Annotated in this window: 25 protein-coding genes; 14 read left to right on the forward strand and 11 right to left on the reverse strand. The window is 71.3% G+C overall.

What is annotated here, in order from left to right:
• The first annotated feature begins 264 nt into the window (after positions 1-264).
• The 3 genes from OG730_RS31575 to moaA all read left to right on the forward strand — a co-directional run bounded on the left by OG730_RS31575 (position 265) and on the right by moaA (position 3,492).
• A complete protein-coding gene (locus OG730_RS31575; protein WP_327307418.1) occupies positions 265-639 on the forward strand; it encodes a DUF485 domain-containing protein in 375 nt (124 codons plus the stop codon).
• Positions 636-2,291: a monocarboxylic acid transporter gene (locus OG730_RS31580; RefSeq protein WP_327307419.1), complete on the forward strand. Its 1,656-nt coding sequence runs from the start codon at positions 636-638 to the stop codon at positions 2,289-2,291. Before OG730_RS31575 ends, OG730_RS31580 begins: the two co-directional genes overlap by 4 nt.
• 211 nt (positions 2,292-2,502) lie before the next feature.
• Positions 2,503-3,492, forward strand: coding sequence for a GTP 3',8-cyclase MoaA (gene moaA / locus OG730_RS31585; RefSeq protein ID WP_327307420.1), 990 nt, complete (start codon positions 2,503-2,505; stop codon positions 3,490-3,492).
• A 52-nt stretch (positions 3,493-3,544) separates the two neighbouring features.
• On the opposite strand, the gene OG730_RS31590 is transcribed toward moaA, so the two are convergent.
• Together OG730_RS31590 and OG730_RS31595 are read right to left on the reverse strand one after the other, a co-directional pair.
• Positions 3,545-3,784, reverse strand: coding sequence for a hypothetical protein (locus tag OG730_RS31590; RefSeq protein WP_327307421.1), 240 nt, complete (start codon positions 3,782-3,784; stop codon positions 3,545-3,547).
• Between the two features lie 157 nt (positions 3,785-3,941).
• Positions 3,942-4,274, reverse strand: coding sequence for a DUF3099 domain-containing protein (locus tag OG730_RS31595; protein WP_327307422.1), 333 nt, complete (start codon positions 4,272-4,274; stop codon positions 3,942-3,944).
• A gap of 178 nt (positions 4,275-4,452) precedes the next feature.
• On the opposite strand from OG730_RS31595, the gene OG730_RS31600 reads away from it, so the two are divergent.
• Entirely contained in the window at positions 4,453-4,731 is a 279-nt protein-coding gene (locus OG730_RS31600; RefSeq protein ID WP_327307423.1) for a GlsB/YeaQ/YmgE family stress response membrane protein, read from the forward strand.
• A 116-nt stretch (positions 4,732-4,847) separates the two neighbouring features.
• On the opposite strand, the gene tyrS is transcribed toward OG730_RS31600, so the two are convergent.
• From tyrS to OG730_RS31615, 3 genes are all read right to left on the reverse strand, one after another.
• Positions 4,848-6,113 carry a tyrosine--tRNA ligase gene (gene tyrS, locus OG730_RS31605; RefSeq protein ID WP_327307424.1) on the reverse strand — a complete coding sequence of 422 codons (1,266 nt, stop codon included), beginning with the start codon at positions 6,111-6,113 and terminating at the stop codon, positions 4,848-4,850.
• 155 nt (positions 6,114-6,268) lie between these two features.
• Positions 6,269-7,669 carry a metallopeptidase TldD-related protein gene (locus OG730_RS31610; RefSeq protein ID WP_327307425.1) on the reverse strand — a complete coding sequence of 467 codons (1,401 nt, stop codon included), beginning with the start codon at positions 7,667-7,669 and terminating at the stop codon, positions 6,269-6,271.
• Positions 7,666-9,189: a TldD/PmbA family protein gene (locus OG730_RS31615; protein WP_327307426.1), complete on the reverse strand. Its 1,524-nt coding sequence runs from the start codon at positions 9,187-9,189 to the stop codon at positions 7,666-7,668. The genes OG730_RS31610 and OG730_RS31615 overlap by 4 nt, the downstream gene beginning before the upstream one ends.
• 185 nt (positions 9,190-9,374) lie before the next feature.
• Here OG730_RS31615 and fabG point away from each other — a divergent pair, with 185 nt between their 5' ends.
• The 3 genes from fabG (at position 9,375) to OG730_RS31630 (ending at position 11,573) form a co-directional block, all read left to right on the forward strand.
• Positions 9,375-10,094, forward strand: coding sequence for a 3-oxoacyl-[acyl-carrier-protein] reductase (gene fabG / locus OG730_RS31620; protein WP_327307427.1), 720 nt, complete (start codon positions 9,375-9,377; stop codon positions 10,092-10,094).
• A gap of 5 nt (positions 10,095-10,099) precedes the next feature.
• Positions 10,100-10,873, forward strand: a complete 774-nt coding sequence (fabI, locus tag OG730_RS31625; RefSeq protein ID WP_327307428.1) for an enoyl-ACP reductase FabI — start codon at positions 10,100-10,102, stop codon at positions 10,871-10,873.
• A gap of 244 nt (positions 10,874-11,117) precedes the next feature.
• Positions 11,118-11,573 (forward strand): hypothetical protein, encoded by a 456-nt coding sequence (locus tag OG730_RS31630; RefSeq protein ID WP_327307429.1) that lies wholly within the window; start codon positions 11,118-11,120, stop codon positions 11,571-11,573.
• Here OG730_RS31630 and OG730_RS31635 read toward each other — a convergent pair.
• On the reverse strand, positions 11,554-12,261 hold the full coding sequence (locus OG730_RS31635) for a FadR/GntR family transcriptional regulator (protein ID WP_327307430.1): 708 nt from the start codon (positions 12,259-12,261) through the stop codon (positions 11,554-11,556). The genes OG730_RS31630 and OG730_RS31635 overlap by 20 nt on opposite strands.
• 99 nt (positions 12,262-12,360) lie before the next feature.
• Here OG730_RS31635 and OG730_RS31640 point away from each other — a divergent pair, with 99 nt between their 5' ends.
• The 4 genes from OG730_RS31640 (at position 12,361) to OG730_RS31655 (ending at position 14,810) form a co-directional block, all read left to right on the forward strand.
• Entirely contained in the window at positions 12,361-13,656 is a 1,296-nt protein-coding gene (locus OG730_RS31640; protein WP_327307431.1) for a CynX/NimT family MFS transporter, read from the forward strand.
• A gap of 5 nt (positions 13,657-13,661) precedes the next feature.
• On the forward strand, positions 13,662-13,781 hold the full coding sequence (locus OG730_RS31645; protein ID WP_327307432.1) for an SGM_5486 family transporter-associated protein: 120 nt from the start codon (positions 13,662-13,664) through the stop codon (positions 13,779-13,781).
• Between the two features lie 149 nt (positions 13,782-13,930).
• Positions 13,931-14,161 carry a hypothetical protein gene (locus OG730_RS31650; protein WP_327307433.1) on the forward strand — a complete coding sequence of 77 codons (231 nt, stop codon included), beginning with the start codon at positions 13,931-13,933 and terminating at the stop codon, positions 14,159-14,161.
• Positions 14,162-14,291: 130 nt separating this feature from the next.
• A complete protein-coding gene (locus OG730_RS31655) occupies positions 14,292-14,810 on the forward strand; it encodes a SixA phosphatase family protein (protein ID WP_327307434.1) in 519 nt (172 codons plus the stop codon).
• Positions 14,811-14,921: 111 nt separating this feature from the next.
• On the opposite strand, the gene serB is transcribed toward OG730_RS31655, so the two are convergent.
• A complete protein-coding gene (gene serB, locus OG730_RS31660) occupies positions 14,922-16,121 on the reverse strand; it encodes a phosphoserine phosphatase SerB (RefSeq protein ID WP_327307435.1) in 1,200 nt (399 codons plus the stop codon).
• A gap of 66 nt (positions 16,122-16,187) precedes the next feature.
• On the reverse strand, positions 16,188-17,759 hold the full coding sequence (locus tag OG730_RS31665; RefSeq protein ID WP_327307436.1) for a glycosyltransferase family 39 protein: 1,572 nt from the start codon (positions 17,757-17,759) through the stop codon (positions 16,188-16,190).
• A 354-nt stretch (positions 17,760-18,113) separates the two neighbouring features.
• On the opposite strand from OG730_RS31665, the gene OG730_RS31670 reads away from it, so the two are divergent.
• Positions 18,114-20,645: an ABC transporter ATP-binding protein/permease gene (locus OG730_RS31670; protein ID WP_327307437.1), complete on the forward strand. Its 2,532-nt coding sequence runs from the start codon at positions 18,114-18,116 to the stop codon at positions 20,643-20,645.
• A 121-nt stretch (positions 20,646-20,766) separates the two neighbouring features.
• Here OG730_RS31670 and OG730_RS31675 read toward each other — a convergent pair whose 3' ends face one another.
• From OG730_RS31675 to OG730_RS31685, 3 genes are all read right to left on the reverse strand, one after another.
• On the reverse strand, positions 20,767-21,468 hold the full coding sequence (locus OG730_RS31675) for a transglycosylase SLT domain-containing protein (RefSeq protein WP_327307438.1): 702 nt from the start codon (positions 21,466-21,468) through the stop codon (positions 20,767-20,769).
• 307 nt (positions 21,469-21,775) lie between these two features.
• Entirely contained in the window at positions 21,776-22,888 is a 1,113-nt protein-coding gene (locus OG730_RS31680) for an S-adenosylmethionine:tRNA ribosyltransferase-isomerase (RefSeq protein ID WP_327307439.1), read from the reverse strand.
• A complete protein-coding gene (locus OG730_RS31685; protein ID WP_327307440.1) occupies positions 22,885-23,682 on the reverse strand; it encodes an SDR family NAD(P)-dependent oxidoreductase in 798 nt (265 codons plus the stop codon). Before OG730_RS31685 ends, OG730_RS31680 begins: the two co-directional genes overlap by 4 nt.
• Positions 23,683-23,903: 221 nt before the next feature.
• Here OG730_RS31685 and OG730_RS31690 point away from each other — a divergent pair, with 221 nt between their 5' ends.
• Both OG730_RS31690 and OG730_RS31695 read left to right on the forward strand, forming a co-directional pair.
• The gene (locus tag OG730_RS31690; protein ID WP_327309504.1) at positions 23,904-25,061 is read left to right on the forward strand and encodes a GAF domain-containing sensor histidine kinase; all 1,158 of its coding nucleotides are present in this window, start codon (positions 23,904-23,906) and stop codon (positions 25,059-25,061) included.
• Positions 25,054-25,698 carry a response regulator gene (locus tag OG730_RS31695; protein WP_327307441.1) on the forward strand — a complete coding sequence of 215 codons (645 nt, stop codon included), beginning with the start codon at positions 25,054-25,056 and terminating at the stop codon, positions 25,696-25,698. Before OG730_RS31690 ends, OG730_RS31695 begins: the two co-directional genes overlap by 8 nt.
• The last annotated feature ends 90 nt before the right edge of the window (positions 25,699-25,788 follow it).

Genomic DNA, 25,788 nt, shown 5'->3' on the forward strand with positions numbered 1-25,788 from the left:
TCATCGTGAAAAAGCCGTGCGGGCGCGGTCGCGCCCGACGGGTTCATGTCACGTGAACCTAGTGCCGACGTTCGACTTCGCGCCATCAGTTCGAGGAATCAGTTCGAGGAATCAGTTCCCAAAGAAACACACAGGTGTTGAACCGCCCCGACGCGCCGGCCGTGCCGTTGACAGGGGGATCGGCACCACCGTCCCCACACGGAGGTTGTTTTGTCCGCCGTCCCCGCTGTCCCCACCGCCCCCGCGTCACAAGGAGAGTCCCCCGTGACCACCGAAGCAGCGCCGCCCCCGGGCAGCGCGGGAACGCCGCCGGCGAGCCCCGCGGCCCCCACGGCCGAAGAGTTCGTACGCGTCCAGCAGAGCGAGGAGTTCGCCGAACTGCGCCGGGCCCACCGCTCCTTCGCCTTCCCGCTCACCGTGGCGTTCATCGCCTGGTACCTGCTCTACGTCCTGCTCTCCAACTACGCGGGCGACTTCATGGGGACGAAGCTCTTCGGCAACATCAACGTCGCCCTCGTGCTGGGCCTCGGCCAGTTCGCGACGACCTTCCTCATCGCCTGGCTGTACTCGCGCCACGCGGCGACCCAGCTCGACCCCAGGGCCTCGGCCATCAAGGCAAGGATGGAGGCCGGCGAATGAGCGCCCCGCTGTACGTGGCGGTCGCCGGTGCGGCCACGGCGGGTACGACCACCGCCGCCGGCGCCTCCGAGCACCGCCCGCTGATCATCACCCTGTTCGGGGCGTTCGTCATCGCCACCCTGGCCATCACCATCTGGGCCGGACGCCAGACCAAGGACGCCGCCGACTTCTACGCGGGCGGCCGCCAGTTCACCGGATTCCAGAACGGCCTGGCCATCTCCGGCGACTACATGTCCGCCGCGTCCTTCCTCGGCATCGCCGGAGCCATCGCGCTCTTCGGCTACGACGGCTTCCTCTACTCGATCGGGTTCCTCGTCGCCTGGCTGGTGGCCCTGCTCCTGGTCGCCGAGCCGCTGCGCAACTCCGGCCGCTACACGATGGGCGACGTGCTCGCGTACCGGATGCGCCAGCGCCCCGTACGCACGGCCGCCGGCACCTCCACCATCGTGGTCTCGATCTTCTACCTGCTCGCCCAGATGGCCGGCGCCGGCGTGCTCGTCTCGCTGCTCCTCGGCATCACCAGCGACTTCGGCAAGGTCGTGATCGTCTCGCTGGTCGGCGTCCTGATGATCCTCTACGTCACCATCGGCGGGATGAAGGGCACCACCTGGGTCCAGATGATCAAGGCCGTGCTGCTGATCGCGGGCACCCTGCTGATCACCTTCCTGGTCCTGTGGAAGTTCAACTTCAACATCTCCGACCTGCTGGGCAAGGCCGCCGACAACAGCGGCCAGGGCGTGAAGTTCCTGGAGCCGGGCCTGAAGTACGGCAAGGACTCGCTCTCGAAGCTGGACTTCCTCTCGCTGGGCCTCGCCCTGGTCCTGGGCACCGCCGGCCTGCCGCACATCCTGATCCGCTTCTACACGGTCCCCACGGCCAAGGCCGCCCGTAAGTCCGTGAACTGGGCCATCGGCATCATCGGCGCCTTCTACCTGATGACGATCGTCCTCGGCTTCGGCGCCGCGGCCCTGCTCAAGCGGGCCGACATCATCGCCTCCAACAAGGCCGGCACCACCGCGGCCCCGCTGCTCGCCCAGGAGATCGGCGGCGGCTCGGGCTCCACCGGCGGCGCCGTCCTGCTCGCCGTGATCTCGGCGGTGGCCTTCGCCACGATCCTCGCGGTCGTCGCGGGCCTGACGCTGGCCTCCTCCTCGTCCTTCGCGCACGACATCTACGTGAACGTGATCCGCAAGGGCAAGGCCACCGAGAAGGAAGAGGTACGGGCGGCCCGCTGGTCCACCGTGGTCATCGGAGCCGTGGCCATCGGTCTCGGCGCCCTGGCCCGCGACCTCAACGTGGCCGGCCTCGTCGCCCTCGCCTTCGCGGTCGCCGCCTCCGCCAACCTGCCGACGATCCTCTACAGCCTCTTCTGGAAGCGCTTCACCACCCAGGGCGCGCTGTGGTCGATCTACGGAGGCCTGATCTCCTCGGTCGTCCTGGTGCTCTTCTCGCCGGTCGTCTCCGGCAAGCCCACCTCGATGTTCAAGGGCGCCGACTTCTACTGGTTCCCCCTGGAGAACCCCGGCATCGTCTCCATCCCGCTCGGCTTCCTGCTGGGCTGGCTGGGAACCGTCCTGTCCAAGGAGAAGGCCGACCCGCGGAAGTTCGCCGAGCTCGAAGTCCGCTCGCTGACCGGAACCGGCGCGCACTGACACGCTGCGCCTCAGCGGCAGTACACCTGAAGCGAATGTACGAACACCCAGCGTGGCCGTGTCGTATTTCCCTACGACACGGCCACGTCCCGTCTCGTTCATTCGGGCACCCCTACAAGTCACGGGTGTCGCGTAGGCTCGTTGATAGCGCTCGTACTCTCATCCATCACGGCGCGAACCTCTACAAACCGGACAGGGGAGGGGGCTTACAGTGCTTCTCGACACCTACGGCCGCGTAGCCACTGACCTGCGCGTCTCACTCACCGACCGGTGCAATCTGCGCTGCACTTACTGCATGCCCGAGGAGGGTCTGCAGTGGCTCGGCAAATCGGATCTGCTCAGTGACGACGAGATCGTCCGCCTGATCCGCATCGCGGTCACCCAGCTCGGCATCAAGGAAGTCCGCTTCACCGGCGGCGAACCGCTGCTCCGCCCCGGCCTCGTCGGGATCGTCGAGCAGTGCGCGGCCCTGGAGCCCCGCCCCAAGATGTCGCTGACCACCAACGGCATCGGCCTCAAGCGCACCGCGCAGGCCCTCAAGGCCGCCGGCCTGGACCGGGTAAACGTTTCCCTGGACACCCTGCGGCCCGAGGTCTTCAAGACCCTGACCCGGCGCGACCGCCACAAGGACGTCATCGAGGGCATGGCCGCCGCCCGCGACGCCGGCCTCACCCCCGTCAAGGTCAACGCCGTGCTGATGCCCGGACTCAACGACGACGAGGCCCCCGACCTGCTGGCCTGGGCCGTCGAGAACGAGTACGAGCTCCGCTTCATCGAGCAGATGCCGCTCGACGCCCAGCACGGCTGGAAGCGCGACGGCATGATCACCGCCGGTGACATCCTGGAATCCCTGCGCACCCGCTTCACCCTCACCGAGGAGGGTTCCGAGGAGCGGGGCTCCGCCCCGGCCGAGCGCTGGGTCGTCGACGGCGGTCCGGCCACCGTCGGCGTCATCGCCTCGGTCACCCGCCCCTTCTGCGGAGCCTGCGACCGTACGCGCCTCACGGCCGACGGCCAGATCCGTACGTGCCTCTTCGCCACCGAGGAGTCCGACCTGCGCGCCGCCCTGCGCTCGGGCGCCCCGGACGAGGAGATCGGCCGCCTGTGGAAGGTGGCGATGTGGGGCAAGAAGGCCGGGTCCGGCCTCGACGACCCGACCTTCCTGCAGCCCGACCGCCCGATGTCGGCGATCGGCGGCTGATCCCGCACCGCCCTGACCGGCGGTTTCGAGCGAACCCGAGGGCTCGCGGTGGCTACGGCCGCTGCGAGCCCTCGGGCGCTTCCCACTCGTCGAGCTTCACGACGTCCTTGAGGAAACCGCGGACCCCCAGGAACTGGGACAGGTGCTCGCGGTGCTCCTCGCACGCCAGCCAGGTCTTGCGGCGCTCGGGGGTGTGTAGCTTCGGGTTGTTCCACGCCAGGACCCAGACGGCCGCCTCGCGGCAGGCCTTGGCGGAACAGGTGGGCGCTTCCGCGGCGGAAGAGTCGTTCATGAGTGCGTCTAGGGGAGTCACGGCTCAACCCTAAGACGGAATGGCGACGCCGAGCAGCCACGGGGGGAGCTGCCCGGCGTCGGTCCGTCGCTCCGACGGGGGATGCGGAGCGCGTAGGCAGTATGTCACGCAGGACCCGGTGCGGTGCACTGGAACTTCATGATTGATCTGAGCTTTTCTTGAGGTTTCCGTCACCCACCGCGGGGCGCACGGGCGCCGGAACGAAGTGGGACGGCAGGGAGGGCGTCGATTCGCGCCCCGCGTTGGCGATGACCACCGCGATGTACGGCAGCAGCGCCCCCGCGACGAGCGTCACGACGGCCACGGGCCGCTGCACGTTCCACAACACGATCGTCGCGATGACCGACAGGGTCCGGATCAGCATCGAGATCACGTACCGGCGCTGGCGTCCCCGTACGTCCTCGGCGAGGCTCATCCGCGCCCCCGTGATCCGGAAGACCTCGGACCCGTTCCGCTTCGTCCGCTCCACAACCCACCACCCGATCGATCGCCGGACACTCCCCGGCCCGGACGCCTCCACGGTACGCCGCGTGCCCGCCGACGGGCAGAGGGGGTGTCCCCCGAATGGAGGTGCCCGAAATGCGCAGTAGGCCGGACGGGTCGAGACTGGGCCCACATGCGCACAACGCGCCAGGAGGAGGCTCGACATGGGTTGGTTGTGGGCGATCATCGTCGGCTTTGTACTGGGACTGATTGCCCGGGCGATCCTGCCGGGCAAGCAGCACCAGCCCCTTTGGCTGACCACCATCTTCGGCATCATCGGCGCCGTCCTCGGCAACGCCGTGGCCACGTGGATCGGCGTCAACGAGACGCGCGGCGTCGACTGGATCCGGCACCTGCTGCAGCTCGCCGGAGCCGTGGTCGTGGTCGGGCTCGGCGACCTGATCTACAGCTCGCTGCGCGGCGGCAAGAAGCAGATGACCTGAGACCGAGGGCTCCCGCCCGCCTCCGCGGCGGAGCACGACGCAGGGGCCGGCCCGGACACAGTGTCCGGGCCGGCCCCTCCGTCGTGCCTGCGAGGTTCGGGGGTGGCGAGCCGGCCCTAGCCGGTGACCTCGACCGCCGCCAGGTTCTTCTTGCCGCGGCGCAGCACCAGCCAGCGCCCGTGCAGCAGGTCCTCCTTGGCGGGGACCGCGTCCTCGGAGGCGACCTTCACGTTGTTCACGTAGGCGCCGCCCTCCTTGACGGTCCGGCGGGCCGCCGACTTGCTCGCGACCAGTCCGGTCTCCGCCAGCAGGTCGATGACCAGGCCCGGCTCCGCCACCTTCGCGTGCGGCAGCTCGGACAGGGCCGCGGCCAGCGTGGCCTCGTCCAGGTCCGCCAGCTCGCCCTGGCCGAACAGCGCCTTGGACGCCGCGATCACGGCGGCGCACTGGTCGGCGCCGTGCACCAGCGTGGTCAGCTCCTGCGCCAGCGCCCGCTGGGCGGCACGCGCCTGCGGCCGCTCGGCGGTCTGCGCCTCCAGCGCCTCCAGCTCTTCCTGGGTCTGGAAGGACAGGATGCGCATGTAGGTGGAGACGTCACGGTCGTCCACGTTCAGCCAGAACTGGTAGAACGCGTATGGGGTGGTCATCTCCGGGTCGAGCCAGACGGCGCCGCTCTCGGACTTGCCGAACTTGGTGCCGTCCGCCTTGACCATCAGCGGGGTCGCGATGGCGTGGACGTGCGCGTCCGGCTCCACCCGGTGGATCAGGTCGAGACCGGCCGTCAGGTTGCCCCACTGGTCGGACCCGCCCTGCTGGAGCACGCAGCCGTGCCGGCGGTACAGCTCCAGGAAGTCCATGCCCTGGAGCAGCTGGTAGCTGAACTCCGTGTAGCTGATGCCCTGGTCGGACTCCAGCCGCTTGGCGACCGAGTCCTTCGTCAGCATCTTGTTCACGCGGAAGTGCTTGCCGATGTCCCGGAGGAACTCGATGGCGGACAGGCCCGCCGTCCAGTCCAGGTTGTTGACCATGAGCGCCGCGTTCTCGCCCTCGAAGGACAGGAACGGCTCGATCTGGGTGCGCAGGCGCGTCACCCAGTTCGCGACGGTCTCCGGGTCGTTCAGGGTGCGCTCGGCGGTCGGGCGCGGGTCGCCGATCTGCCCGGTGGCCCCGCCGACCAGCGCCAGCGGACGGTGGCCCGCCTGCTGGAGCCGGCGCACGGTGAGGACCTGCACCAGGTGACCCACGTGCAGCGAGGCCGCCGTCGGGTCGAAGCCGCAATAGAACGTGACGGGACCGTCCGCGAAGGCCTTGCGCAGCGCTTCTTCATCGGTGGACTGGGCGAAGAGCCCGCGCCACTTCAGTTCGTCGACGATGTCCGTCACGGTTCTGGGTCTCCTTGAACGAGATGCAACGAGGTGAAACGAGGTGAAAACGGAAAGCTGAGGTTTCCCCGCCAGTCTAGGCGGGGAAGGCCCGCACCTCTCACGCTTTGTTGATCCATCCCGTTGGTCGGACGCCGTTGATCAGACTCGGTTGATCAAACGCCCTTGCTGACCGAGCTCATGTTGAAGTCCGGGATGCGCAGCGCCGGCATCGCGGTCCGGGTGAACCAGTCGTTCCATTCGCGCGGCAGGGTCTTCTCGGTCCGCCCGGCCTCCGAGGCCCGGGACAGCAGGTCCACGGGGGACTCGTTGAACCGGAAGTTGTTGACCTCGCCGACGACCTGGCCGTTCTCCACCAGGTAGACGCCGTCCCGGGTGAGCCCGGTGAGCAGCAGCGTCGCCGGGTCCACCTCGCGGATGTACCAGAGGCAGGTCAGCAGCAACCCGCGTTCGGTGGCGGCGACCATCTCCTCCAGCGACTTCTCCCCGCCCGCGTCCAGGATCAGGTTCCCGAACGACGGGGCGACCGGCAGCCCGGTCAGTTCCGCCGTGTGCCGGGTCGTGGTCAGCCGGGCCAGCTCGCCGTCCTTGATCCACTCGGTCGCCGGGACCGGCAGGCCGTTGTCGAAGACGGAGGCGTCGTCCCCGGAGCTGTGCGCGATGACGAACGGCGCGGACTCCAGGCCCGGCGCGTTCGGGTCGCTGCGCAGGTTCAGCGGCAGCGGGGAGAGCCGCTCGCCGATCCGGGTGCCGCCGCCGGGCTTGGAGAAGACCGTCCGGCCCTCCACCGCGTCCCGGGCCGCCGCCGACCACATCTGGTAGATCACCAGGTCGGCCACGGCCGTGGGGGGCAGCAGCGTCTCGTACCGTCCGGCCGGCAGGTCGATCTTCCGCTCCGCCCAGCCGAGCCGGACGGCCAGCTCCGCGTCCAGCGCGGTCGGGTCCACGTCCTTGAAGTCCCGCGTCGCCCGGCCGGCCCAGGCGGAGCGCTGGCGGTCCGGGGACTTCGCGTTGAGCTCCAGGGTGCCGTTGGGCTGGTCGTGGCGCAGGCGCAGCCCCGTAGAGGTGCCCACGTAGGTGGAGACCAGCTCGTGGTTGGCGAACCCGTACAGCTCGCGGCCGCCCGCGCGGGCCCGGGCGAAGGCCTCGCCGAGGGCCGGGGCGAAGTCCGCGAACACCGCCGAGGAGGTCTCGGCGGGGGCGTCGGCGAAGTCCGGTGAGGACGGGGTGCCGGTGACCAGCGGCCGGGCGTCCTCCGCCGGTCCGGCGCCGCGGGCGGCCGCCTCGGCGGCCCGGACCAGCGGCTCCAGTTCCGCGGCCGTGACGGCGGAGCGCGAGACGACCCCCGAGGCCGTGCCCTCCTTGCCGTCGACGGTCGCGATGACCGTGAGGGTCCGGCCGCGGGTGACCCCGTTGGTGGTCAGGGCGTTGCCCGCCCAGCGCAGGTTCGCGCTGGACTCCTCGTCGGCGATGACGACGCAGCCGTCCGCGGTGGACAGCTCCAGCGCGCGCTCGACGATCTCATGGGGCTTGGTGGTACGAATCGACGAGCTCATCGCCCGGCCTCCTGCGTGGTGTTCAGGATGTTCACGTCGCGGAACAGCGCGGACGGGCAGCCGTGCGAGACCGCCGCGACCTGGCCCGGCTGGGCCTTGCCGCAGTTGAAGGCGCCGCCCAGGACGTAGGTCTGCGGACCGCCGACCTTCTCCATCGAGCCCCAGAACTCCGTGGTCGTGGCCTGGTAGGCGACGTCGCGCAGCTGCCCGGCGAGCTTCCCGTTCTCGATGCGGAAGAAGCGCTGCCCGGTGAACTGGAAGTTGTAGCGCTGCATGTCGATGGACCAGGAGCGGTCGCCGACCACGTAGATCCCGCGTTCCACCCCGCCGATCAGGTCCAAGGTGGAGAGTCCGCCCGGATCCGGCTGGAGCGAGACGTTCGCCATGCGCTGGACGGGCACGTGCCCGGGGGAGTCGGCGTAGGCGCAGCCGTTGGAACGGCCGAGGCCGGTCAGCTTCGCGATCCGCCGGTCCGTCTGGTAGCCGGCCAGGGTGCCGTCCTTGACCAGGTCCCAGCTCTGCGCCTCGACGCCCTCGTCGTCGTACCCGATGGTCGCCAGCCCGTGCTCGGCGGTCCGGTCGCCCGTCACGTTCATGATCGGGGAGCCGTACGCCAGCTTGCCCAGCTGGTCGAAGGTGGCGAAGGAGGTCCCGGCGTACGCGGCCTCGTAGCCCAGCGCCCGGTCCAGCTCGGTGGCGTGGCCGATGGACTCGTGGATGGTGAGCCACAGGTTCGAGGGGTCCACGACCAGGTCGTAGCGCCCGGCCTCGACGCTCGGCGCCCGCATCTTCTCGGCGAGCAGCCCGGGGATCGCCTCCAGTTCGGAGTTCCAGTCCCAGCCGGTGCCCGTCAGGTACTCCCAGCCGCGCCCGGCCGGCGGGGCGATGGTGCGCATCGAGTCGAACTCGCCCGTGGTGGCGTTCACGGAGACGGCGGTGAGCTGCGGGTGGATGCGGACCCGCTGCTGGGTGGTGGAGGTGCCCGCGGTGTCGGCGTAGAACTTGTTCTCGTGGACCGCGAGCAGCGAGGCGTCCACGTGGGCCACCCCGTCGGCCGCCAGGAGGCGCGCGCTGAAGTCGGCGAGCAGCGCGGCCTTCTCCGTGTCGGGAACCTCGAAGGGGTTCACGTCGTAGGCGGAGATCCAGGTCTTGTCGGCGTGCACCGGCTCGGCGGCGAGCTCGACCCGCTCGTCCGATCCGGCCGCCTTGATGATCTGGGCGGAGAGCTTCGCCATGGCCACGGCCTGCGAGGCCACCTTGGCGGCGGCGTCCATGGTCAGGTCCACGCCGGAGGCGAACCCCCAGCTGCCCCCGTGCACCACGCGGACCGCGTAGCCGAGGTCCGTGGTGTCGGAACCGCCGGAGGGCTTGGCGTCGCGCAGCCGCCAGGAGGCGCTGCGGATGCGTTCCAGCCGGAAATCGGCGTGATCGGCGCCCAGCGCGCGCGCCCGCGCGAGCGCCGCGTCGGCGAGCGCCCGCAAGGGCAGCGCGGTGAAGGCCGCGTCGATGGAATGGGGCACGGAGGTCCTCCCGGGGGTTGGGGCAGCTGGCACGATCATGTCGCGCCGGGGCTCGCGGTGCCTACATCTTTCTGTAGGGACTCGACAGAGCGCGTACCGAGGCCCTGTCGGAGCCGGATTCTCCGTAAGGGGTACTTGACCTATAGGTTTTTGGTATTCAGACCGCTAGTCGAAAGGGTGATCCGTTGAGCCGCTCGGTTCTCGTCACCGGAGGTAACCGGGGCATCGGCCTCGCCATCGCCCGAGCCTTCGCGGAAGCGGGGGACAAGGTCGCGATCACGTACCGGTCGGGCGAGCCCCCCGCGGAGCTCACGGCCCTGGGCGTCCTGGCGGTCCGCTGCGACATCACGGACTCCGACCAGGTCGACCAGGCCTACAAGCAGGTCGAGGACGCGCACGGCGCGGTCGAGGTCCTGGTGGCCAATGCCGGCATCACCAAGGACACGCTGCTGATGCGCATGTCCGAGGACGATTTCGCCTCGGTGGTCGACACCAACCTCACCGGCACCTTCCGGGTGGTCAAGCGCGCGAACCGCGGCATGCTCCGTGCCAAGAAGGGCCGCGTCGTCCTGATCTCCTCGGTCGTCGGCCTCCTCGGCTCGGCCGGTCAGGCCAACTACGCCGCCTCCAAGTCGGCGCTGGTCGGCTTCGCCCGTTCCCTCGCCCGCGAGCTGGGCTCCCGCAACATCACCTTCAACGTCGTCGCGCCCGGCTTCGTGGACACCGACATGACGAAGGTGCTCACCGACGAGCAGCGGGCCGGCATCGTCGGCCAGGTGCCCCTGGGGCGCTACGCGCAGCCCGAGGAGATCGCGGCCGCTGTCAGCTTCCTGGCGTCCGACAACGCCGCGTACATCACTGGTGCCGTCATTCCCGTTGACGGCGGATTGGGCATGGGTCACTGATCACCATGAGCGGAATTCTCGACGGCAAGCGCATCCTCGTCTCCGGGGTGCTGATGGAGTCCTCCATCGCCTTCCACGTCGCCAAGCTGGCTCAGGAGCAGGGCGCCGAGGTCATCCTCACCGCGTTCCCGCGTCCGACGCTGACCGAGCGCATCGCCCGCAAGCTGCCCAAGCCCGCCAAGGTGATCGAGCTCGACGTCACCAACGACGAGCACCTGGCCCGCGTGGAGGAGCTCGTCCGTGCGGAGCTCGGCGGCCTCGACGGCGTCGTCCACTCCATCGGCTTCGCGCCGCAGGACGCGCTCGGCGGCAACTTCCTGAACACCCCGTTCGAGTCGGTCGCCACCGCCATGCACGTCTCGGCGTTCTCGCTGAAGTCGCTGACCATGGCCTGCAAGCCGCTCTTCCCGGAGAACGAGGGCGCCTCGGTCGTCGGCCTCACCTTCGACGCGCAGTACGCGTGGCCGCAGTACGACTGGATGGGCCCGGCCAAGGCCGCCCTGGAGGCCACCAGTCGCTACCTCGCCCGTGACCTGGGCAAGGAGAAGATCCGCTGCAACCTGATCTCGGCGGGTCCGATCGGCTCGATGGCCGCGAAGTCCATCCCGGGCTTCTCCGGCCTCGCGGACATCTGGGACCAGCGTTCCCCGATGGCCTGGGACATGTCGGACCCGGAGCCGGCCGCCAAGGGCGTCGTCGCCCTGCTGTCGGACTGGTTCCCCAGCACCACCGGCGAGATCATCCACGTCGACGGCGGCCTGCACGCCGTGGGTGCCTGACCCTCGCGAGCGTTCCGTTCCGCCCGATCCGGGCGGCCCGTTCCATCCGTACGGCGGCGGCCGCGTCTTCCCTTCCGGGAGGCGCGGCCGCCGCCGTTCCGGTGCGCGGGGTGGGGGCCGTACGGGATGGCTCGATCAGATGTCCGCCCCCGGAGCGGATCTTCCCGAGTCGAAAATCAGGACATTTCCCTGCAAACTGGGCCTGTCGGGATCTTCCCGGCTCCTGCGGGGAGGGGGTACGGGAGTGCGCGCGAGGCGGAGCCGAGCGGTATCCCTGCTGGTCACCTCGGTGGTCCTGACCGGATTCCTGCTCCCGGGAGCCGTCGCGCGGGACGAGGGGCCGGCCCCGATGCCCGGTACCGACCTCCAGGCCCCCGGGCCCGGTACGGACGTGCAGGCTCCGGCCGTGGTCGATCTGGCCCAGATCCCCGCCGAGCCGCCCGTACAGCCCGCGAAGCCCGCCAAGGAGCTCTTCGGGGCCGACTGCGACACCGAGATCAACGGCTCCCAGGTGGTGGCGTTCTGCCACAACGGCTACCCCCAGACCGACCTGGTCCGCCTGCACGTGGAGTGCGACCGCTGGTGGGACGTGGACGGGGACGGCGCCGCCGTGGCCGTCGGACCGGCCGGCCGGGTGGAGCTCTCCGGCCGCTGCTGGAAGGAAGTCCGCTCCGCCTGGGTCAGCCACCAGCGGCAGTGACCCCCGTGGGCCGCCGCCCCTCCTCGGCCAGGCAGACGAACGGGTAGCCGGCCGCCTCCGAGGCCGCCGCGTCCCCGTCGCCGCGCCGGATCGCCTCGATCAGCCGCTCGTGGTCCAGGTGCGAGGCGGGATCGAGCTCCGTCCCCACGTCGGTGCGCAGCCAGTCGGCCACCAGGTCGCCGAGGTCCGCGTACAGCTCGATCAGCACCTCGTTGTGCGAGGCCGCCACCACCGCCATGTGCAGGGCCACGTCCGCCGCGATGAACGGCTCCGCGTCCCCGCCCCGCCACGCCTCCTCGCGCCGCGCCAGCAGCGCGTCCAGCTGTACGAGGTCCCGCGCGGTCCGCCGCTCCGCCGCGAGACGGGCCGCCGAGGACTCCAGCGTCGAGCGCAGCTCCGCGATGTGCCGGGGGTCGGCGCCGGCGAAGCGGCGGTGCATGACCCCGGCCAGCTCGCTGGTGGCGATGACGTAGGTCCCCGAGCCCTGGCGAATGTCGAGGAGGCCGTTGTGCGCGAGGGCCCGGACGGCCTCCCGGACCGTGTTGCGGGCGACTCCCATCAGCTCCACGAGCTCCGGCTCGGTCGGGATGCGGGAGCCCACGGGCCATTCGCCGGTGGTGATCTGGTTCCTGAGCTGGGCGATCACCTGGTCGACGAGGGCGGATCGCCGGGGCGAGGTCAGCGGCATGCGGTCGGGGTTCCTCTCGGGGCGTGCGCGATGGGGGCGGGGGTCACGATACGGCCGCGGGGTGGACAACCAATCATCCCATGATTCTATGATGGTTGTATGCCCGACGAAGAAGTCCAGACCCTGAACCGGCCCCAGGCCGCCCGCACGGCTGCCCCGCGGTCCCTTCCCGCCCCCGCCGCCGCCCCGCAGCCGGCGTGGCTCGGACCCGTGCTCCTCGTCGGCATCGTGCTGGCCGCCCTCAACCTGCGGCCCGCCATCACCAGCCTCGGCGCCCTGTTCGAGGAGACCCGCGAGGGCCTCGGCATGAGCGGGACCGTCGCCGGACTCGTCACCTCCGTACCCGCCCTCTGCTTCGCCGTCTTCGGCGTCACCGCGCCCCGGCTCTCCCGCCGCTTCGGCCCGGCCGCCGTCGTCTGCGCCGGCATGGCCGCCGTCGCCGCGGGCCTGCTGATCCGGCCCTTCGCCACCAACGCCGCCGGATTCCTCGCGGCCAGCGCCCTGACCCTGGCGGGCATAGCCCTGACCAACGTGCTGCTCCCGGTCATCGTCAAGCGCTGGTTCCCCGACCGGGTCGGCACCATGACGGGGCTCTACTCCATGGCCCTGGCCGCCGGCACCTCGCTCGCCGCCGCCGCGACCGTCCCGATGACCCGGGGCCTCGGCGGCAGCTGGCGCACCGGCCTGCTGGTCTGGGCCTTCCTCGCCCTGGTCGCCGTCCTGCCCTGGCTGGCCATCGCCGCGGCGGCCCGCAAGGAGAAGGCCGCGGCCACCGGCGTACCCGCCGCCCGCCCCGACGCCGGACCCGGCGTCGTGCGCAGCCGCACCGCGTGGGCCCTCGCCTGCTACTTCGGGCTCCAGGCCACGGGCGCGTACATCACCATGGGCTGGCTCCCGCAGATCTTCCGCGACGCCGGGGTCTCCGCCTCCACCGCGGGCATCCTGCTCGCCGTCACCATGGTCATGGGCGTCCCGCTGGCCTTCATCATCCCCGGCCTGGCGGGCCGGATGAAGAACCAGGGGCCCATCGCGGTCGTCCTCGGCCTCTTCGGCCTCGCCGGCTACCTCGGGCTCTACTTCGCCCCCGCCGCCGGGGCCTGGGCCTGGGTCCTGATGCTCGGCGTCTCCAACTGCGCCTTCCCGCTCGTCATCACGATGATCGGGCTGCGCGCCAAGTCCCCGGCGGGCGTGGTCAAGCTCTCCGCCTTCGCCCAGAGCACCGGGTACCTCATCTCCATCCCCGGACCGCTCGTCGTCGGCGTCCTCTACCAGCACAGCGGCGGCTGGGACCTTCCCCTCGCCCTGATGGCCGGTCTGCTCGTCCCGCAGATCGTGCTCGGGATCCTCGCGGGCCGGGACCGCACGATCGAGGACGAATGCGGCATGCGAGACTGATCGGCATGTCGCCCGTACTTGAACCGAACCCCCAGAACGGCCACCGCAAGCTCGGCCTCGTGCTGGGCGCGATGCTCCTGGTGACCGTGGTCATCGCCGTCATCGCGACCCTCGCCTCCCCGTAGGAGCGTCGTGGGGGTGGGGTTAACCCCCCAACCCCTAGGGGGTCAGGCTCAGGGACATCTGGGGTGCGTCCCGGATGGGAACCGCCAGCTCGAATCCTTAGATTCGAAGAGCAAGAGCGAGCCCGTCCGACGCACCCACGGAGGCGGCCATGTCGGCCCCCACGCAGCTGGCCCCCACAGGCCAGGCCCCCCGCCACCGGTCCTCTCCCCGCGCCGCCGGGGCCGAGGCCCGGCTGCCCTGGTGGGCGCTCGCCCTGCCCGCCCTCGGATTCGGCCTCCTGCTCATACTCCTCGCCGGATCCGGCCCGGCCCACGCGGCCTCCGGCGACGGCTCCGTGCTCGTCCACGTCACCGAACGGCTGCTGAGCGCCGTCGGCTGACGAGGCGCCAGCCACGGGGAGCCCGCCCGCGCGGCCGCGCGCCGGGGTGCGCCCCACACCCGCCACACCTGCGGGGGGACCCTCTCAACACCCTGCGCCCCGTGGCTCGATTCATGCGAAGCTGGGAGCCATGAGCGCCGACACACCCCGCAGGATCGTCCTCCTCCGGCACGCCAAGGCCGAATGGTCGGACGGCACGGACCACGACCGCCCCCTGGCGGAGCGAGGCCGTCACGACGCCCCGGCCGCGGGCCAGAAGCTGGCCCAGACCGGCATCACCTTCGACCTGGCCCTCTGCTCCAGTGCGGCCCGGACCAGGGAGACCTGGAAGCTGGCCGTCCAGGAGCTGCCGCACCGGCCGAAGACCACGTACGAGGAACGGCTCTACGAGGCCTCGCTGGGCGAGCTCATCGCCCTGGTCAACGAGACCTCCGACGAGGTCGAGAACCTCCTCGTCATCGGCCACAACCCCGGCATGCACGCCCTGGCCGACGCCCTCGCCGGGAGCGCGCAGGGCGATGCGCTCGCCCGGATGAACCGCAGCGGCTTCCCGACCTCCGGGATCGCCGTCGTCTCCTTCACCGGCTCGTGGAAGTCCGTGGAACACGGAGTGGGCACCCTGCTGGACTTCTGGACCCCGCACGGCTGACACGCTCGCCCCGCCGACCACACCGACCCATACCGGCCACGCCGACGCGGCGGGCCCCGGCACTGTGGAAGTGCCGGGGCCCGCCGCCTCGTAGGAAGCCGGACGTCTTCGTCACGCCAGGTCGGCGGCCTCTACCTCTTCGCGGGTGATCCCGAGCAGGTAGAGCACCGCGTCCAGGAAGGGCACGTTCACCGCGGTGTGCGCTGCCTGGCGGACCACCGGCTTGGCACAGAAGGCCACGCCCAGCCCGGCGGCGTTCAGCATGTCCAGGTCGTTGGCACCGTCGCCGATGGCCACCGTCTGGGCCAGCGGTACGCCGGCCTCCGCGGCGAAGCGGCGCAGCAGCCGGGCCTTGCCGGCCCGGTCCACGATCTCTCCGGTGACCTTGCCCGTCAGCTTTCCGTCGACGATCTCCAGGGTGTTGGCCGAGGCGAAGTCCAGCCCGAGCCGCTCCCGCAGATCGTCCGTCACCTGCGTGAACCCGCCGGACACCACGCCCACCTGGTACCCGAGGCGCTTGAGCGTACGGATCAGGGTCCGCGCACCCGGAGTGAGGCGCACCTCGGAGCGGACCTTGTCCACCACGGAGGCGTCCAGCCCCGCCAGCAGCGCGACCCGGGCGTGCAGGGACTGCTCGAAGTCCAGCTCCCCGCGCATGGCCCGCTCGGTCACCTCGGCGACCTCGGCCTCACAGCCGGCGTGCGCGGCGAAGAGCTCGATGACCTCGTCCTGGATCAGGGTCGAGTCCACGTCCATGACGACGAGGCGCTGGGCCCGCCGGTGCAGCCCGGCCGAGACCACGGCCACGTCGACGCCGATCTGCGCGGCGGCGGTGGCCAGCGCCGTGCGCAGCGGCTCGGTCGCGGTGCCGGAGACGGCGAACTCCACGGCCGTCACCGGATACTTCGCGAGCCGGAAGATGCGGTCGATGTTGCCGCCGGTCGAGGTGATCCGCGCGGCGATGGCGGCCGTGGACTCGGCGGTGAGCGGATGCCCGAGCACGGTGACGTGCGAACGGCCACTTCCGCGCGGCCGGTTGTCACCGGTGCCGGAGAGGATCTCGGCCTGCAGTTTGAGGGACTCGGCCCAGCTGTGGACAGTGGCCCGCAGCTCGCCCTCGGTGCCGGCCGTCGGGTGGGTGACGAGGGCGCACAGGACGATGCGGCCCCGGGTGACGACCTGCTCGATGTCGACGACGTCGACGGAGTAGGCGGCGAGGGTGTCGAACAGCCCGGCGGTGATCCCGGGACGGTCCTTGCCGAAGATCTTGACGAGGAGGGTGGGGACGTCGGAGGTCTGCGAAGCGCTCATGGTGCCCTCACCGTATCTTCCCCGCCCCCGGCTCAGGACCCCCGTCCCACCCTCCGGGACCGGATGTCAGCGGTGCACGAGCAGGGCGACGGAAATGCCGGAGACCTGCCGGTAGCTCTTCTGCGCGTACCGGTCCTGGAGGACCTTGGCGTAGGGGGGCGGCAGGGTCGAGAAGGGGTCGCCGCCGTCATCCTTGGAGACCAGCCAGATCCGCGGGGGCGCGACGGCGTCCAGCGTCGCGGCGGGGTCGGTGGACAGGGTCGGCCACAGGTCGTTGAGCTGTTCGCCGCTCTGGCCCGTCAGCATGTCCCGCAGGTGGACGCGCGACGGCAGGTAGTACGCGACACCGGTGTCCACGCCCCACCACGGGGAGAACTGCTGCTGCCCGTACGCCGCCGCGTCGCCCGGCTTGTAGCCCGCCGCGACGATCTCCGCCGCCGCCCGGTAGTCCAGCGGCGTGAACCAGGTGACCGGCTCGGGGTAGGTGTACGCGCCGTGCGAGAGCGGCCCGTGCACGGCCACGTGGTCCGGGGCCACCAGCACCACCACCGCCAGCAGCGCCGCCACCGTCCCGCGCACCCGGACCAGCGCGAGGCCGGCGCCGGCCAGCACCGCCCACGCGGGCAGTACGAAGAACAGGTACTTCGGCATGAAGTAGGAGACGTCGGCCCGCTGCGAGATCGCCCACAGCGCGAGGACCGGCAGCAGCGCCGAGACCGTGCCGAAGAGCACCGACCGCCTGCGGTCGCTGCCCCAGGCGAGCGCGGCGGCCAGGAACAGCACCGCAGCCATCGCCGTGCTGGAGAAGATCTGCGGCCAGACCTCCGCCAGGTCGCCCGGCCGCGGCTTGGCTATCCACCCGATCTGCCGGCCGGCCTGCCCCTCGCCCAGCGTGATCAGCGGGTAGGTGCAGGCCACGCCCAGTCCGGCCGCCAGGACGAAGCCGACGGGGATCCGCCACTGGCTCCGCTCCTTCCACCAGTACAGGGCGACGCCGACCGCGTGGGCGCCGAGGAAGACCAGCGACACCAGGTGGAAGTAGCCGGCGGCCGCCACCGAGGCCCCGTAGCAGAGCCAGCGCACCGGGCCGGGCCGCTCCAGGGCGCGCAGCAGCAGGAGCAGCGCCGCTGCCGCGACCAGCACCACGAAGGCGTACGACCGGGCCTCCTGCGCGTACCGGGTGACGGACGGGATCAGCGCGAAGAGGAGGCCGCCGGTCAGTCCGGCGCGCGCACCGAACATCCGCTTGCCGGCGAGCGCCGCGCAGGCCGCCGAGGCGGCCATCGCCAGCACGGTGGGGAGCCGGAGCATCGCGGGGGAGTCGCCGAAGAGACCGATCCAGTAGTGCAGCAGCAGGTAGTAGGCGCCGTGCACGGCGTCCACGTTCTGCAGCATGGCCAGCAGCGCGCCCACGGGACGGCGGACCACCGTGAGGGTCGCCAGCTCGTCGTGCCACAGCACCGGGGTGCTGATCCGGTACAGGCCGGCGCCGAGGGTGGCCAGCGCGGGCAGCAGCCAGACCAGCGCGGCAGCCGGGCCCTGCCGCAGCGCCCGGCGGGCCCTGAGGGCGGAGCTCCGGGGGCCGGGCGGCGGAGGTCGCTCGGTCTCGGTCCGCGCGGCGTGGTCTGTACGCGTCATTGCAGTCCTGGGGGGTGGAGCGGGGGCGTGGGGGAGCGGACGTCCATGGTCCGATAACCATTGTGTCGGGACCGGCGAGCGTACGCCGAAACCGGCCGTTCCGGCTGTCAGGGCCGTCCTGCCGGGCGGACCTGTCCCGATCCGAGGGCGAGGCCCGGCCCGCACGCGGGCGAGAAGTCCCCTTATCGCACTCTCCGGGTGTCTTTCGGCCCCCTCCGTCCGTCCTTTCGGACACCCCCGGCGGGGCCGGATTCCCCTTGTGGCCGTGCGCCTGAAATAGTTCCCCCGGATGTTCGCCATCCCTAGACTCCCTGACGTCATGGGGGATTCTCGGGGGACTTAAGTGGGGCTGGAGTGCCGGAACTCGTACTGGAATTGAATGGAAGGACCTGGACGCTCGATTCGTCCAGGTCGTACTCGCTGGGGCGCGATCCCCAGGGAGATGTGGTGATCGATGATGCCCGGGTGTCGTGGCGGCACGCCACCATCGCCTGGAACGGGCGAGGTTGGGGAATCGAGGACCACGGCAGCACCAACGGCACGTACGTGCGCGGGGCGCGGGTCCAGCACGCCGAGCTCGTACCCGGCACGCCGGTGCACCTGGGCAACGCCACCGACGGGCCGAGGCTGAACCCCGTCGCGGGCGCGGCCGCCCCGGCGCCGCAGCCGGCGGCCGCCCAGGCGTACGCGCAGCAGCCGCAGGCGCAGCAGGCGCAGCCGCAGGCCTGGGAACAGCAGGTGCAGCAGGCCCCGCCGTTCCCGCAGCAGCAGGCCCAGCAGCCGCACCAGGCGCAGCCGTTCCCGCAGCAGCAGGCTCAGCAGCACCAGCCGCCCCAGCAGCAGGGCGGCGGCGGTACCCCGGGCTACGGCGACCACCGCAGCCCGACGACGTTCCACCAGCTCGCGCTGGGCCACGTCATGCGCATCGGCCGTGCGCTGGAGAACGAACTGGTGGTCTCCGACCTCCAGGTCTCCCGCCACCACGCCGAGTTCCACTCGATGCCGGGCGGCCGCTTCGAGATCCGCGACCTCGGCAGCCACAACGGCACCTACGTCAACGGCCAGCCGCTGGCGAAGTCGGGCACCGCGCTGCTCGGCCCGAACGACATCGTCGGCGTCGGCCACTCGACTTTCCGGATCGTCGGCGACCGCCTCGAGGAGTTCGTCGACACCGGTGACGTCTCCTTCTCGGCCCGCCACCTCACGGTCACGGTCGACGGCGGCAAGCAGATCCTCAAGGACGTCACCTTCGGCGTCCCCGAGAAGTCGCTGATCGGCGTCATCGGCCCCTCCGGCTCCGGCAAGTCGACGCTGCTCAAGGCACTGACCGGCTACCGTCCGGCCAACCAGGGCGACGTCCTGTACGACAACCGCAACCTGTACAAGCAGTTCGCGGAGCTCCGCCAGCGCATCGGCCTGGTCCCGCAGGACGACATCCTGCACAAGGAGCTGCGGGTCCGCACCGCCCTGAAGTACGCGGCCAAGCTGCGCTTCCCGGCGGACACCACCGAGTCCGAGCGCGCGGCCCGCATCGACGAGGTGCTGCGCGAGCTCAAGCTCGACATCCACAAGGACAAGAAGATCACCGCGCTCTCGGGTGGTCAGCGCAAGCGCGTGTCCGTGGCCCTGGAGCTGCTCACCAAGCCGTCGCTGATCTTCCTGGACGAGCCCACCTCGGGCCTCGACCCGGGCATGGACCGCGACGTCATGCAGCTGCTGCGCGGCCTCGCCGACGACGGCCGCACGGTCCTCGTCGTCACGCACTCGGTCGCCGAGCTGGCCATCTGCGACAAGCTGCTGGTCATGGCCCCGGGCGGTTCGGTCGCGTACTTCGGCCCGCCGGACGAGGCGCTGAACTTCTTCGGCTACTCCACCTGGGCCGATGTGTTCTCCGCCTTCGAGAGCTACCGCGACTACGACTGGGCCGGCCGCTGGAAGGGCTCGCAGCACTACCAGCTCTACGCCGCCGACATCGACGCGGTCGCCCCGCAGTCGGTGCAGCCCGCCGTGCAGCAGACCCGGCCGCCGAAGCCGCAGGGCTGGGGCTCCCAGCTCTGGACGCTGATGCGCCGCTACATGTCGGTCATCGCGTCCGACAAGGGCTTCATCGGGCTGATGCTGATCCTCCCGGCGGTCCTCGGCGTGGTCTCCGTCGTCATCCCCGCGAAGTTCGGGCTCGCGCCGCCCGTGGCCCCGTCCCGCTTCAACGGCGACGCCGGCACGATCATGCTGATCCTCGCGGTCGGCATGTGCTTCTCGGGCGCCGCGAACTCGGTCCGCGAGCTGATCAAGGAACGCGTGATCTACGAACGCGAGCGCGCGACCGGCCTGTCCCGGTCGGCGTACCTCGCCTCGAAGGTGATCGTCCTCGGGTTCATCACGGCCATCCAGGGCGTGATCATCTGCGCGATCGGCTTCTACCCGCGCGACCTGCCCGCCGAGGGTCTGCTGATGCCGCCGGCCGTGGAGATCTGCCTCTCGGTCATCGCGCTCGGCTTCACGTCCATGATGTTCGGCCTGGTGATCTCCTCGCTGGTGAAGACCGCCGAGAAGACCATGCCGCTGCTCGTCATGTTCGCGATCGTCCAGGTCGTGTTCACCGGCATCCTCTTCCAGGTCTACGACTCCCCGGGCCTGGAGCAGTTCGCCTGGCTGATGCCGTCGCGCTGGGCGATCGCCGCCGCCGGCACCACGCTGAACCTCGGGGTGCTCATGCCGCCGTGGGACGCGGAGAACCCGACCAACACCGACCCGCTCTGGGACGCCACGGCCGGCCAGTGGGGCCTGAACATCACGATCCTGCTGCTCCTCGGCGTCGCGTGCGGCTTCGCCGTCCAGCGTCTGCTGCGCCGCCACGAGCCCGAGGTCATGCGCGCGGGCAAGTAGGCCGGCGGGCAAGTGAGCCGGCGGGCACGCCGGTGATCGAACACGCACGAACGCCTCAGGGCGGCTCCGGAACACCGGGGCCGCCCTGAGGCGCATGGGGGGCTGGAAGGACGCCAGAGGCCTAGTAGGCGCTGTTGACGTTGTCCATGGAGCCGTAGCGGTCGGCCGCGTAGTTGCAGGCCGCGACGATGTTGGCGACCGGGTCGTACAGGTCGAACTTGGTGCCCTTGACGTGGTACGCCTTGAAGGTCGGGGCGATGACCTGGAGCAGACCCTTGCTGGGGATGCCGTTCTGGGCGTTGATGTCCCAGTTGTTGATCGCCATCGGGTTACCGCTGGACTCGCGCATGATGTTCTTGTGGATCCCGGCGTAGGTGCCCGGAATGCCCTCCCGCTTCATGATGAAGAGGGCTTCCTTGATCCAGCCGTCCAGGTTGTTCGCGAAGACCGGCGCGCGGTTCGCGGAACGGCTGGCGGCCGCCTTCTGCTCGCGGTCCTTCTTCGCGTCCGCCTCGGCCTTGGCCTTCGCGGCTGTGTCCTTGGCGGCCTGGGCGGCCTGGGCGGCCTTCGCGACCTTGGCCTGCTGGTCCGCGACGACCTGCTGAACGGTGAGGTGCTGCTGCACGGCCTGCGTCTGCGCGCCGTCGACGACCTTGGACCAGGCGACCGGGGCAGCGGCGACGACCGTCTGCGTCTCGGCGGCGTTGGCCGGCACGAGGGAGAAGGCGAGGGCCGCGGCGCCCAGGGTGGCTACACCGGCGACGGAAAGCTTGTGGGCCTTCGTCAGACGACGACTGTGGCCGGGAGTGGTGGTCTCGGTCATGAGTAGCAACCTCTTCGAATAGCGGGGGCCGCAGGAAAGCGCCTGCCGGATCCGAGATCCGCGGCGCTGTGCGGCGAGAGCAATTCTTAGCGGTGGCAAAATCCTGTGGCAAAGGTGTGACGTACGATCCCGCTTAGTGGATCAGGGCCCGCGACCGGGCCCCGATTTCGGGGCCCGGTGCATACGAAACCAGCGCTAACAGGGTCCTTACGCGTCCACTAGGGAGCTTCGTAAGTGATGTGCGTCCTATGTGCGGGCTCACATCGGGCATGTATCAATCTCACCAACCGTTGCGGCAGCAATCCACTCAGTGACCGTTCTCATCCTTGAGTAGCAGATGAACGTCTCCGAACTCATGCCAAAGGCACAGGTTCGCTACGGCTGAGGCGTACCCGCGCAGTACGGCCTCCCGTCCGGCCACCGCCTCCAGCATCAGCAGGTGCGAGGCCTCGGGCTCGTGCAGCCCGGTCAGCAGCCCGTCCACCACCCGCACCCCGCGCTCCGGCGTCACGACGAGGCCGGTCCAGCCCCCGGCGGCCCGCACCACCCCGTCCCCGCCGGCGGCCGACTCCAGCGCCCGCACCGCCGTGGTCCCCACCCCGATCACCCGCCCGCCCGCCGCCTTCGCCGCGTTCACCAGCCGGGCCGTGACCGCGGGCACCTCGTACCGCTCCGGGTACGGCGGCTCGTGCGCCTCCTGGGAGGCCACCCCCGTGTGCAGGGTCAGCGGGGCCAACAGCACCCCCCGGCGCACCAGCTCCGCCACCAGCTCCGCCGTGAAGGGCCGGCCCGCGCTCGGCATCTCCGCCGAACCCGCCCCGTCGGCCCGGGGCACCGCGAAGACCGTCTGGTACGCCGACAGCGGCTGGTCCCGCTCCGTGTAGGCGTACCGGATCGGCCGCCCGTACGAGCCCAGCAGCGCCGGCACCTCCTCCGGACGCCCCCCGGGCGGTGCCGGCCGCGCCCACCACAGCCGGTCCGCCCTCGGAACCAGCGGCTCCTCCAGTACGAGGCGCCACCCGCCCGGCAGCTCCACGACGCCCCCGGCGGGCCCGCCGGCCCGGGGCACGGTCGTCCCCCGTGCGAACCGGTCCCGGCCGCGCAGCTCCACCGCCCAGCGGCCGTCGTTCCCGTGCGTGGAGAAGTGCACGACGAGCTCCTCGCCGCCGAGCCGCCCGTCGACGGCGGCCGCCAGCGTCACCGAGGTGTTCACCACCAGCACGTCCCCGGCGCGCAGCAGCCCCGGCAGCTCCCGGAAGGCGCGCAGGGACACCTCGGAGGCGCCCTGCGAGACCAGCAGCCGCACCGAGTCCCGCCCCCGGCCCGGCCCCCGCTGCTCGGCGGGAACCCGGGCCGCAAGACCCGGCGAAATGTCCCTTATATACAGTCCCTTTTCCCGTAGCCCTTGCTCCCCGCTCACCGCTCCACCCCGTCCGCCTTGTCCGCCCCGGCTGCCGCGGAGGCGCCGTCGGCGTGGCCTTCCGCCCCGGCGTGGCCCTCCACGCCGTCGCGCCGCCCCCGCGACCCGGCGAGCTCCTCGGCCGTGTACCGCCCGCTGGGCGCGGGTGCCGTCAGCAGGGTCAGCAGCACCGGAGCCACCTCCTGCGGAGTCGGCAGCCCCGTCAGGTCCTCCCCGGGCTCGGCCGCCGCCATCATCCGCGTCCGCATCGAGCCGGGGTCCGCCCACCACACGCGCAGCCCCGGCTCCTCCACCGCCAGGACCGCCGACATCAGGTCCCCCGCCGCCTTGGTCGCCCCGTAGCCGCCCCAGGTCCGGTAAGGCACCACCGCCGCGTCCGAGCTGATGTTCAGCACCGCCCCGGCGGCCGACGCCCGCAGCAGCGGCAGCGCCTCCTGGACCAGCCCCAGCGGTCCCACCACGTTCACCTCGAACGCCTCGCGCAGCCCCTCCAGCGGGTGCACCGCCAGCGGCACCAGCGGCTCCGCGCCCAGCACGCCCGCGTTGTTCACCAGCAGGTCCAGCCCGCCCAGCGCCCGCGCCGCCGCCACCAGCTCCGCCCGGTGCGCCCCCGAGGACACGTCCCCGGCCACCACCGAGACCCGCGCCCCCGCGGCCCGCAGGGCCTCCCCGGCCTCCGCGAGCGGGCCCGCGCCCCGTGCGCTCAGCACCAGGTCCCAGCCCCGGGCCGCCAGCTCCCCGGCCACCGCCCGCCCCAGCCCCCTCGACGCCCCCGTCACCATCGCCACAGACATGACCGCACCCTCGCCTTCCGAACCGCCCGGCAGATGCCCCCAACGTAGGAACCCGGCCACCCCCGCCGCCTCGGCCACGGGCCACCCCCCTTCAGGTCCCTTCGGCCTAGGCCGAGCCCTAGGCCGAGCCCTAGGCCACGACCCCGCCGGGCCTACGCCCAGGGCCCGATCCGCCCGGCCGGCGCCGCGAGTACGGTGAGGCCATGAACTCGCGCGAGGCCATGCACTGCGGACCCCGAGGCCCCCGCGGGGGCGGCCTGGCCGCCGTGAGCACCGCACTGCTCGCCATGAGCCGCCGGCTGGAGGTCCGCGACGTGCTGCGCACGATCGTCGCCTCGGCCCGCGAACTGCTCGACGCCGAGTACGCGGCGCTGGGAGTCCCGGACGACCACGGCGGCTTCGCCCAGTTCGTCGTGGACGGCATCAGCGAGGAGCAGTGGCGCGCGATCGGCCCGCTGCCCCGCCAGCACGGCATCCTCGCCGCGATGCTGCACGAGGACGGCCCCGAGCGGCTGGCCGACGTGCGCGAGGACCCGCGCTTCGAGGGCTGGCCCTCCGCCCACCCCGACATGTCCGACTTCCTGGGCATGCCCATCCGGGACGGCGAGGAGACCCTCGGCGCGCTCTTCCTCGCGAACAAGCGAAGCGCCCCGGGCAGCGGACGCGGCTTCACCGACGCGGACGAGGAGCTCCTCTCCCTGCTCGCCCAGCACGCGGCGATCGCCCTCACCAACGCCCGCCTCTACGAGCGCAGCCGCGAGCTGACCATCGCCGAGGAGCGCTCCCGCCTGGCCCACGAGCTGCACGACGCGGTCAGCCAGAAGCTCTTCTCCCTCCGTCTCACCGCCCAGGCCGCCGCCGCCCTGGTGGACCGCGACCCGGCCCGTGCCAAGGACGAGCTCCAGCAGGTCGCCCTCCTCGCGGCCGAGGCCGCCGACGAACTGCGCGAGGCCGTCACCGAGCTCCGCCCCGCCGCCCTGGACGAGGACGGCCTGATCGCGACCCTCCGCAACCAGGTCCGGGTCCTGGACCGGGCCCACACCGCGCACGTCACCTTCACCTGCGACGGCGTACGGGCCCTGCCCGCGGCCCAGGAGGAGGCGGTCCTGCGCGTGGCCCAGGAGGCCCTGCACAACGCCCTGCGCCACTCGGCGGGCGAGCGGATCGAGGTCACCCTGACCCGCCGCGAGACCGGAGGGGCCCTGCTCCGGGTGACCGACGACGGTTCCGGCTTCTCCCCTCCCACCGTCCGCCGGGCGGGCCGGCACCTCGGCCTGGTCTCCATGCGGGACCGGGCCGCCGGAGTCGGCGGCCGGCTCACCGTACGGTCCGAGCCCGGCACCGGCACCACGATCGAACTGGAGGTACCCGGTGGCTGAGCGAGGCATCAAAGTACTGCTCGTGGACGACCACCAGGTGGTCCGTCGGGGACTGCGCACCTTCCTGGAGGTCCAGGACGACATCGAGGTGGTCGGCGAGGCCGCCGACGGCGACGAGGGCGTCGACCGAGCCGAGGAACTGCGCCCCGACGTCATCCTCATGGACATCAAGATGCCGGGCACCGACGGCATCGAGGCCCTGCGCAGGCTGCGTACGCTGGCGAACCCGGCGCGCGTGCTCATCGTCACCAGCTTCACCGAGCAGCGCACGGTGGTCCCGGCCCTGCGCGCGGGCGCGGCCGGCTACGTGTACAAGGACATCGACCCCGATGCCCTGGCCGCCGCCATCCGCTCGGTGCACGCGGGCCACGTCCTCCTCCAGCCGGAGGTCGCCGGAGCACTGCTCGCCGAGGAGGGCGCCGGCCCGTCATCCGGCCGCGGCGGCAACCTGACGGACCGCGAGCGCGAGGTGCTGCAGCACATAGCGGACGGACGCTCGAACCGGGAGATCGCCCGCGCGCTGGTCCTCTCGGAGAAGACGGTCAAGACGCACGTATCGAACATCCTGATGAAGCTGGACCTCGCGGACCGTACGCAGGCGGCGCTGTGGGCGGTCAGACACGGCATCGCGCCGTGATTCATACGGTCGGGTGTACGTAGCCCACATGGCGTATCCCGTTCGTCGGATGAGCGTTCTTCATGACGTGCCGCGGCGGCTGGCCGCGGC

Origin of the sequence: Streptomyces sp. NBC_01298, assembly GCF_035978755.1 — a bacterium.
Classification (GTDB): Bacteria; Actinomycetota; Actinomycetes; order Streptomycetales; family Streptomycetaceae; genus Streptomyces.

Bases quoted from the DNA above. Each gene is read 5' to 3' on its own strand.
- OG730_RS31635 (WP_327307430.1), bottom strand. From the start codon at position 12,261: ATGCCGCTGACCTCGCCCCGGCGATCCGCCCTCGTCGACCAGGTGATC.
- OG730_RS31590 (WP_327307421.1), bottom strand. From the start codon at position 3,784: ATGAACGACTCTTCCGCCGCGGAAGCGCCCACCTGTTCCGCCAAGGCC.
- OG730_RS31580 (WP_327307419.1), top strand. From the start codon at position 636: ATGAGCGCCCCGCTGTACGTGGCGGTCGCCGGTGCGGCCACGGCGGGT.
- serB (WP_327307435.1), bottom strand. From the start codon at position 16,121: ATGAGCGCTTCGCAGACCTCCGACGTCCCCACCCTCCTCGTCAAGATC.
- OG730_RS31600 (WP_327307423.1), top strand. From the start codon at position 4,453: ATGGGTTGGTTGTGGGCGATCATCGTCGGCTTTGTACTGGGACTGATT.
- OG730_RS31690 (WP_327309504.1), top strand. From the start codon at position 23,904: ATGCACTGCGGACCCCGAGGCCCCCGCGGGGGCGGCCTGGCCGCCGTG.
- fabI (WP_327307428.1), top strand. From the start codon at position 10,100: ATGAGCGGAATTCTCGACGGCAAGCGCATCCTCGTCTCCGGGGTGCTG.
- OG730_RS31640 (WP_327307431.1), top strand. From the start codon at position 12,361: ATGCCCGACGAAGAAGTCCAGACCCTGAACCGGCCCCAGGCCGCCCGC.
- OG730_RS31675 (WP_327307438.1), bottom strand. From the start codon at position 21,468: ATGACCGAGACCACCACTCCCGGCCACAGTCGTCGTCTGACGAAGGCC.
- OG730_RS31610 (WP_327307425.1), bottom strand. From the start codon at position 7,669: ATGAGCTCGTCGATTCGTACCACCAAGCCCCATGAGATCGTCGAGCGC.
- OG730_RS31645 (WP_327307432.1), top strand. From the start codon at position 13,662: ATGTCGCCCGTACTTGAACCGAACCCCCAGAACGGCCACCGCAAGCTC.
- OG730_RS31665 (WP_327307436.1), bottom strand. From the start codon at position 17,759: ATGACGCGTACAGACCACGCCGCGCGGACCGAGACCGAGCGACCTCCG.
- OG730_RS31650 (WP_327307433.1), top strand. From the start codon at position 13,931: ATGTCGGCCCCCACGCAGCTGGCCCCCACAGGCCAGGCCCCCCGCCAC.
- OG730_RS31685 (WP_327307440.1), bottom strand. From the start codon at position 23,682: ATGTCTGTGGCGATGGTGACGGGGGCGTCGAGGGGGCTGGGGCGGGCG.
- OG730_RS31655 (WP_327307434.1), top strand. From the start codon at position 14,292: ATGAGCGCCGACACACCCCGCAGGATCGTCCTCCTCCGGCACGCCAAG.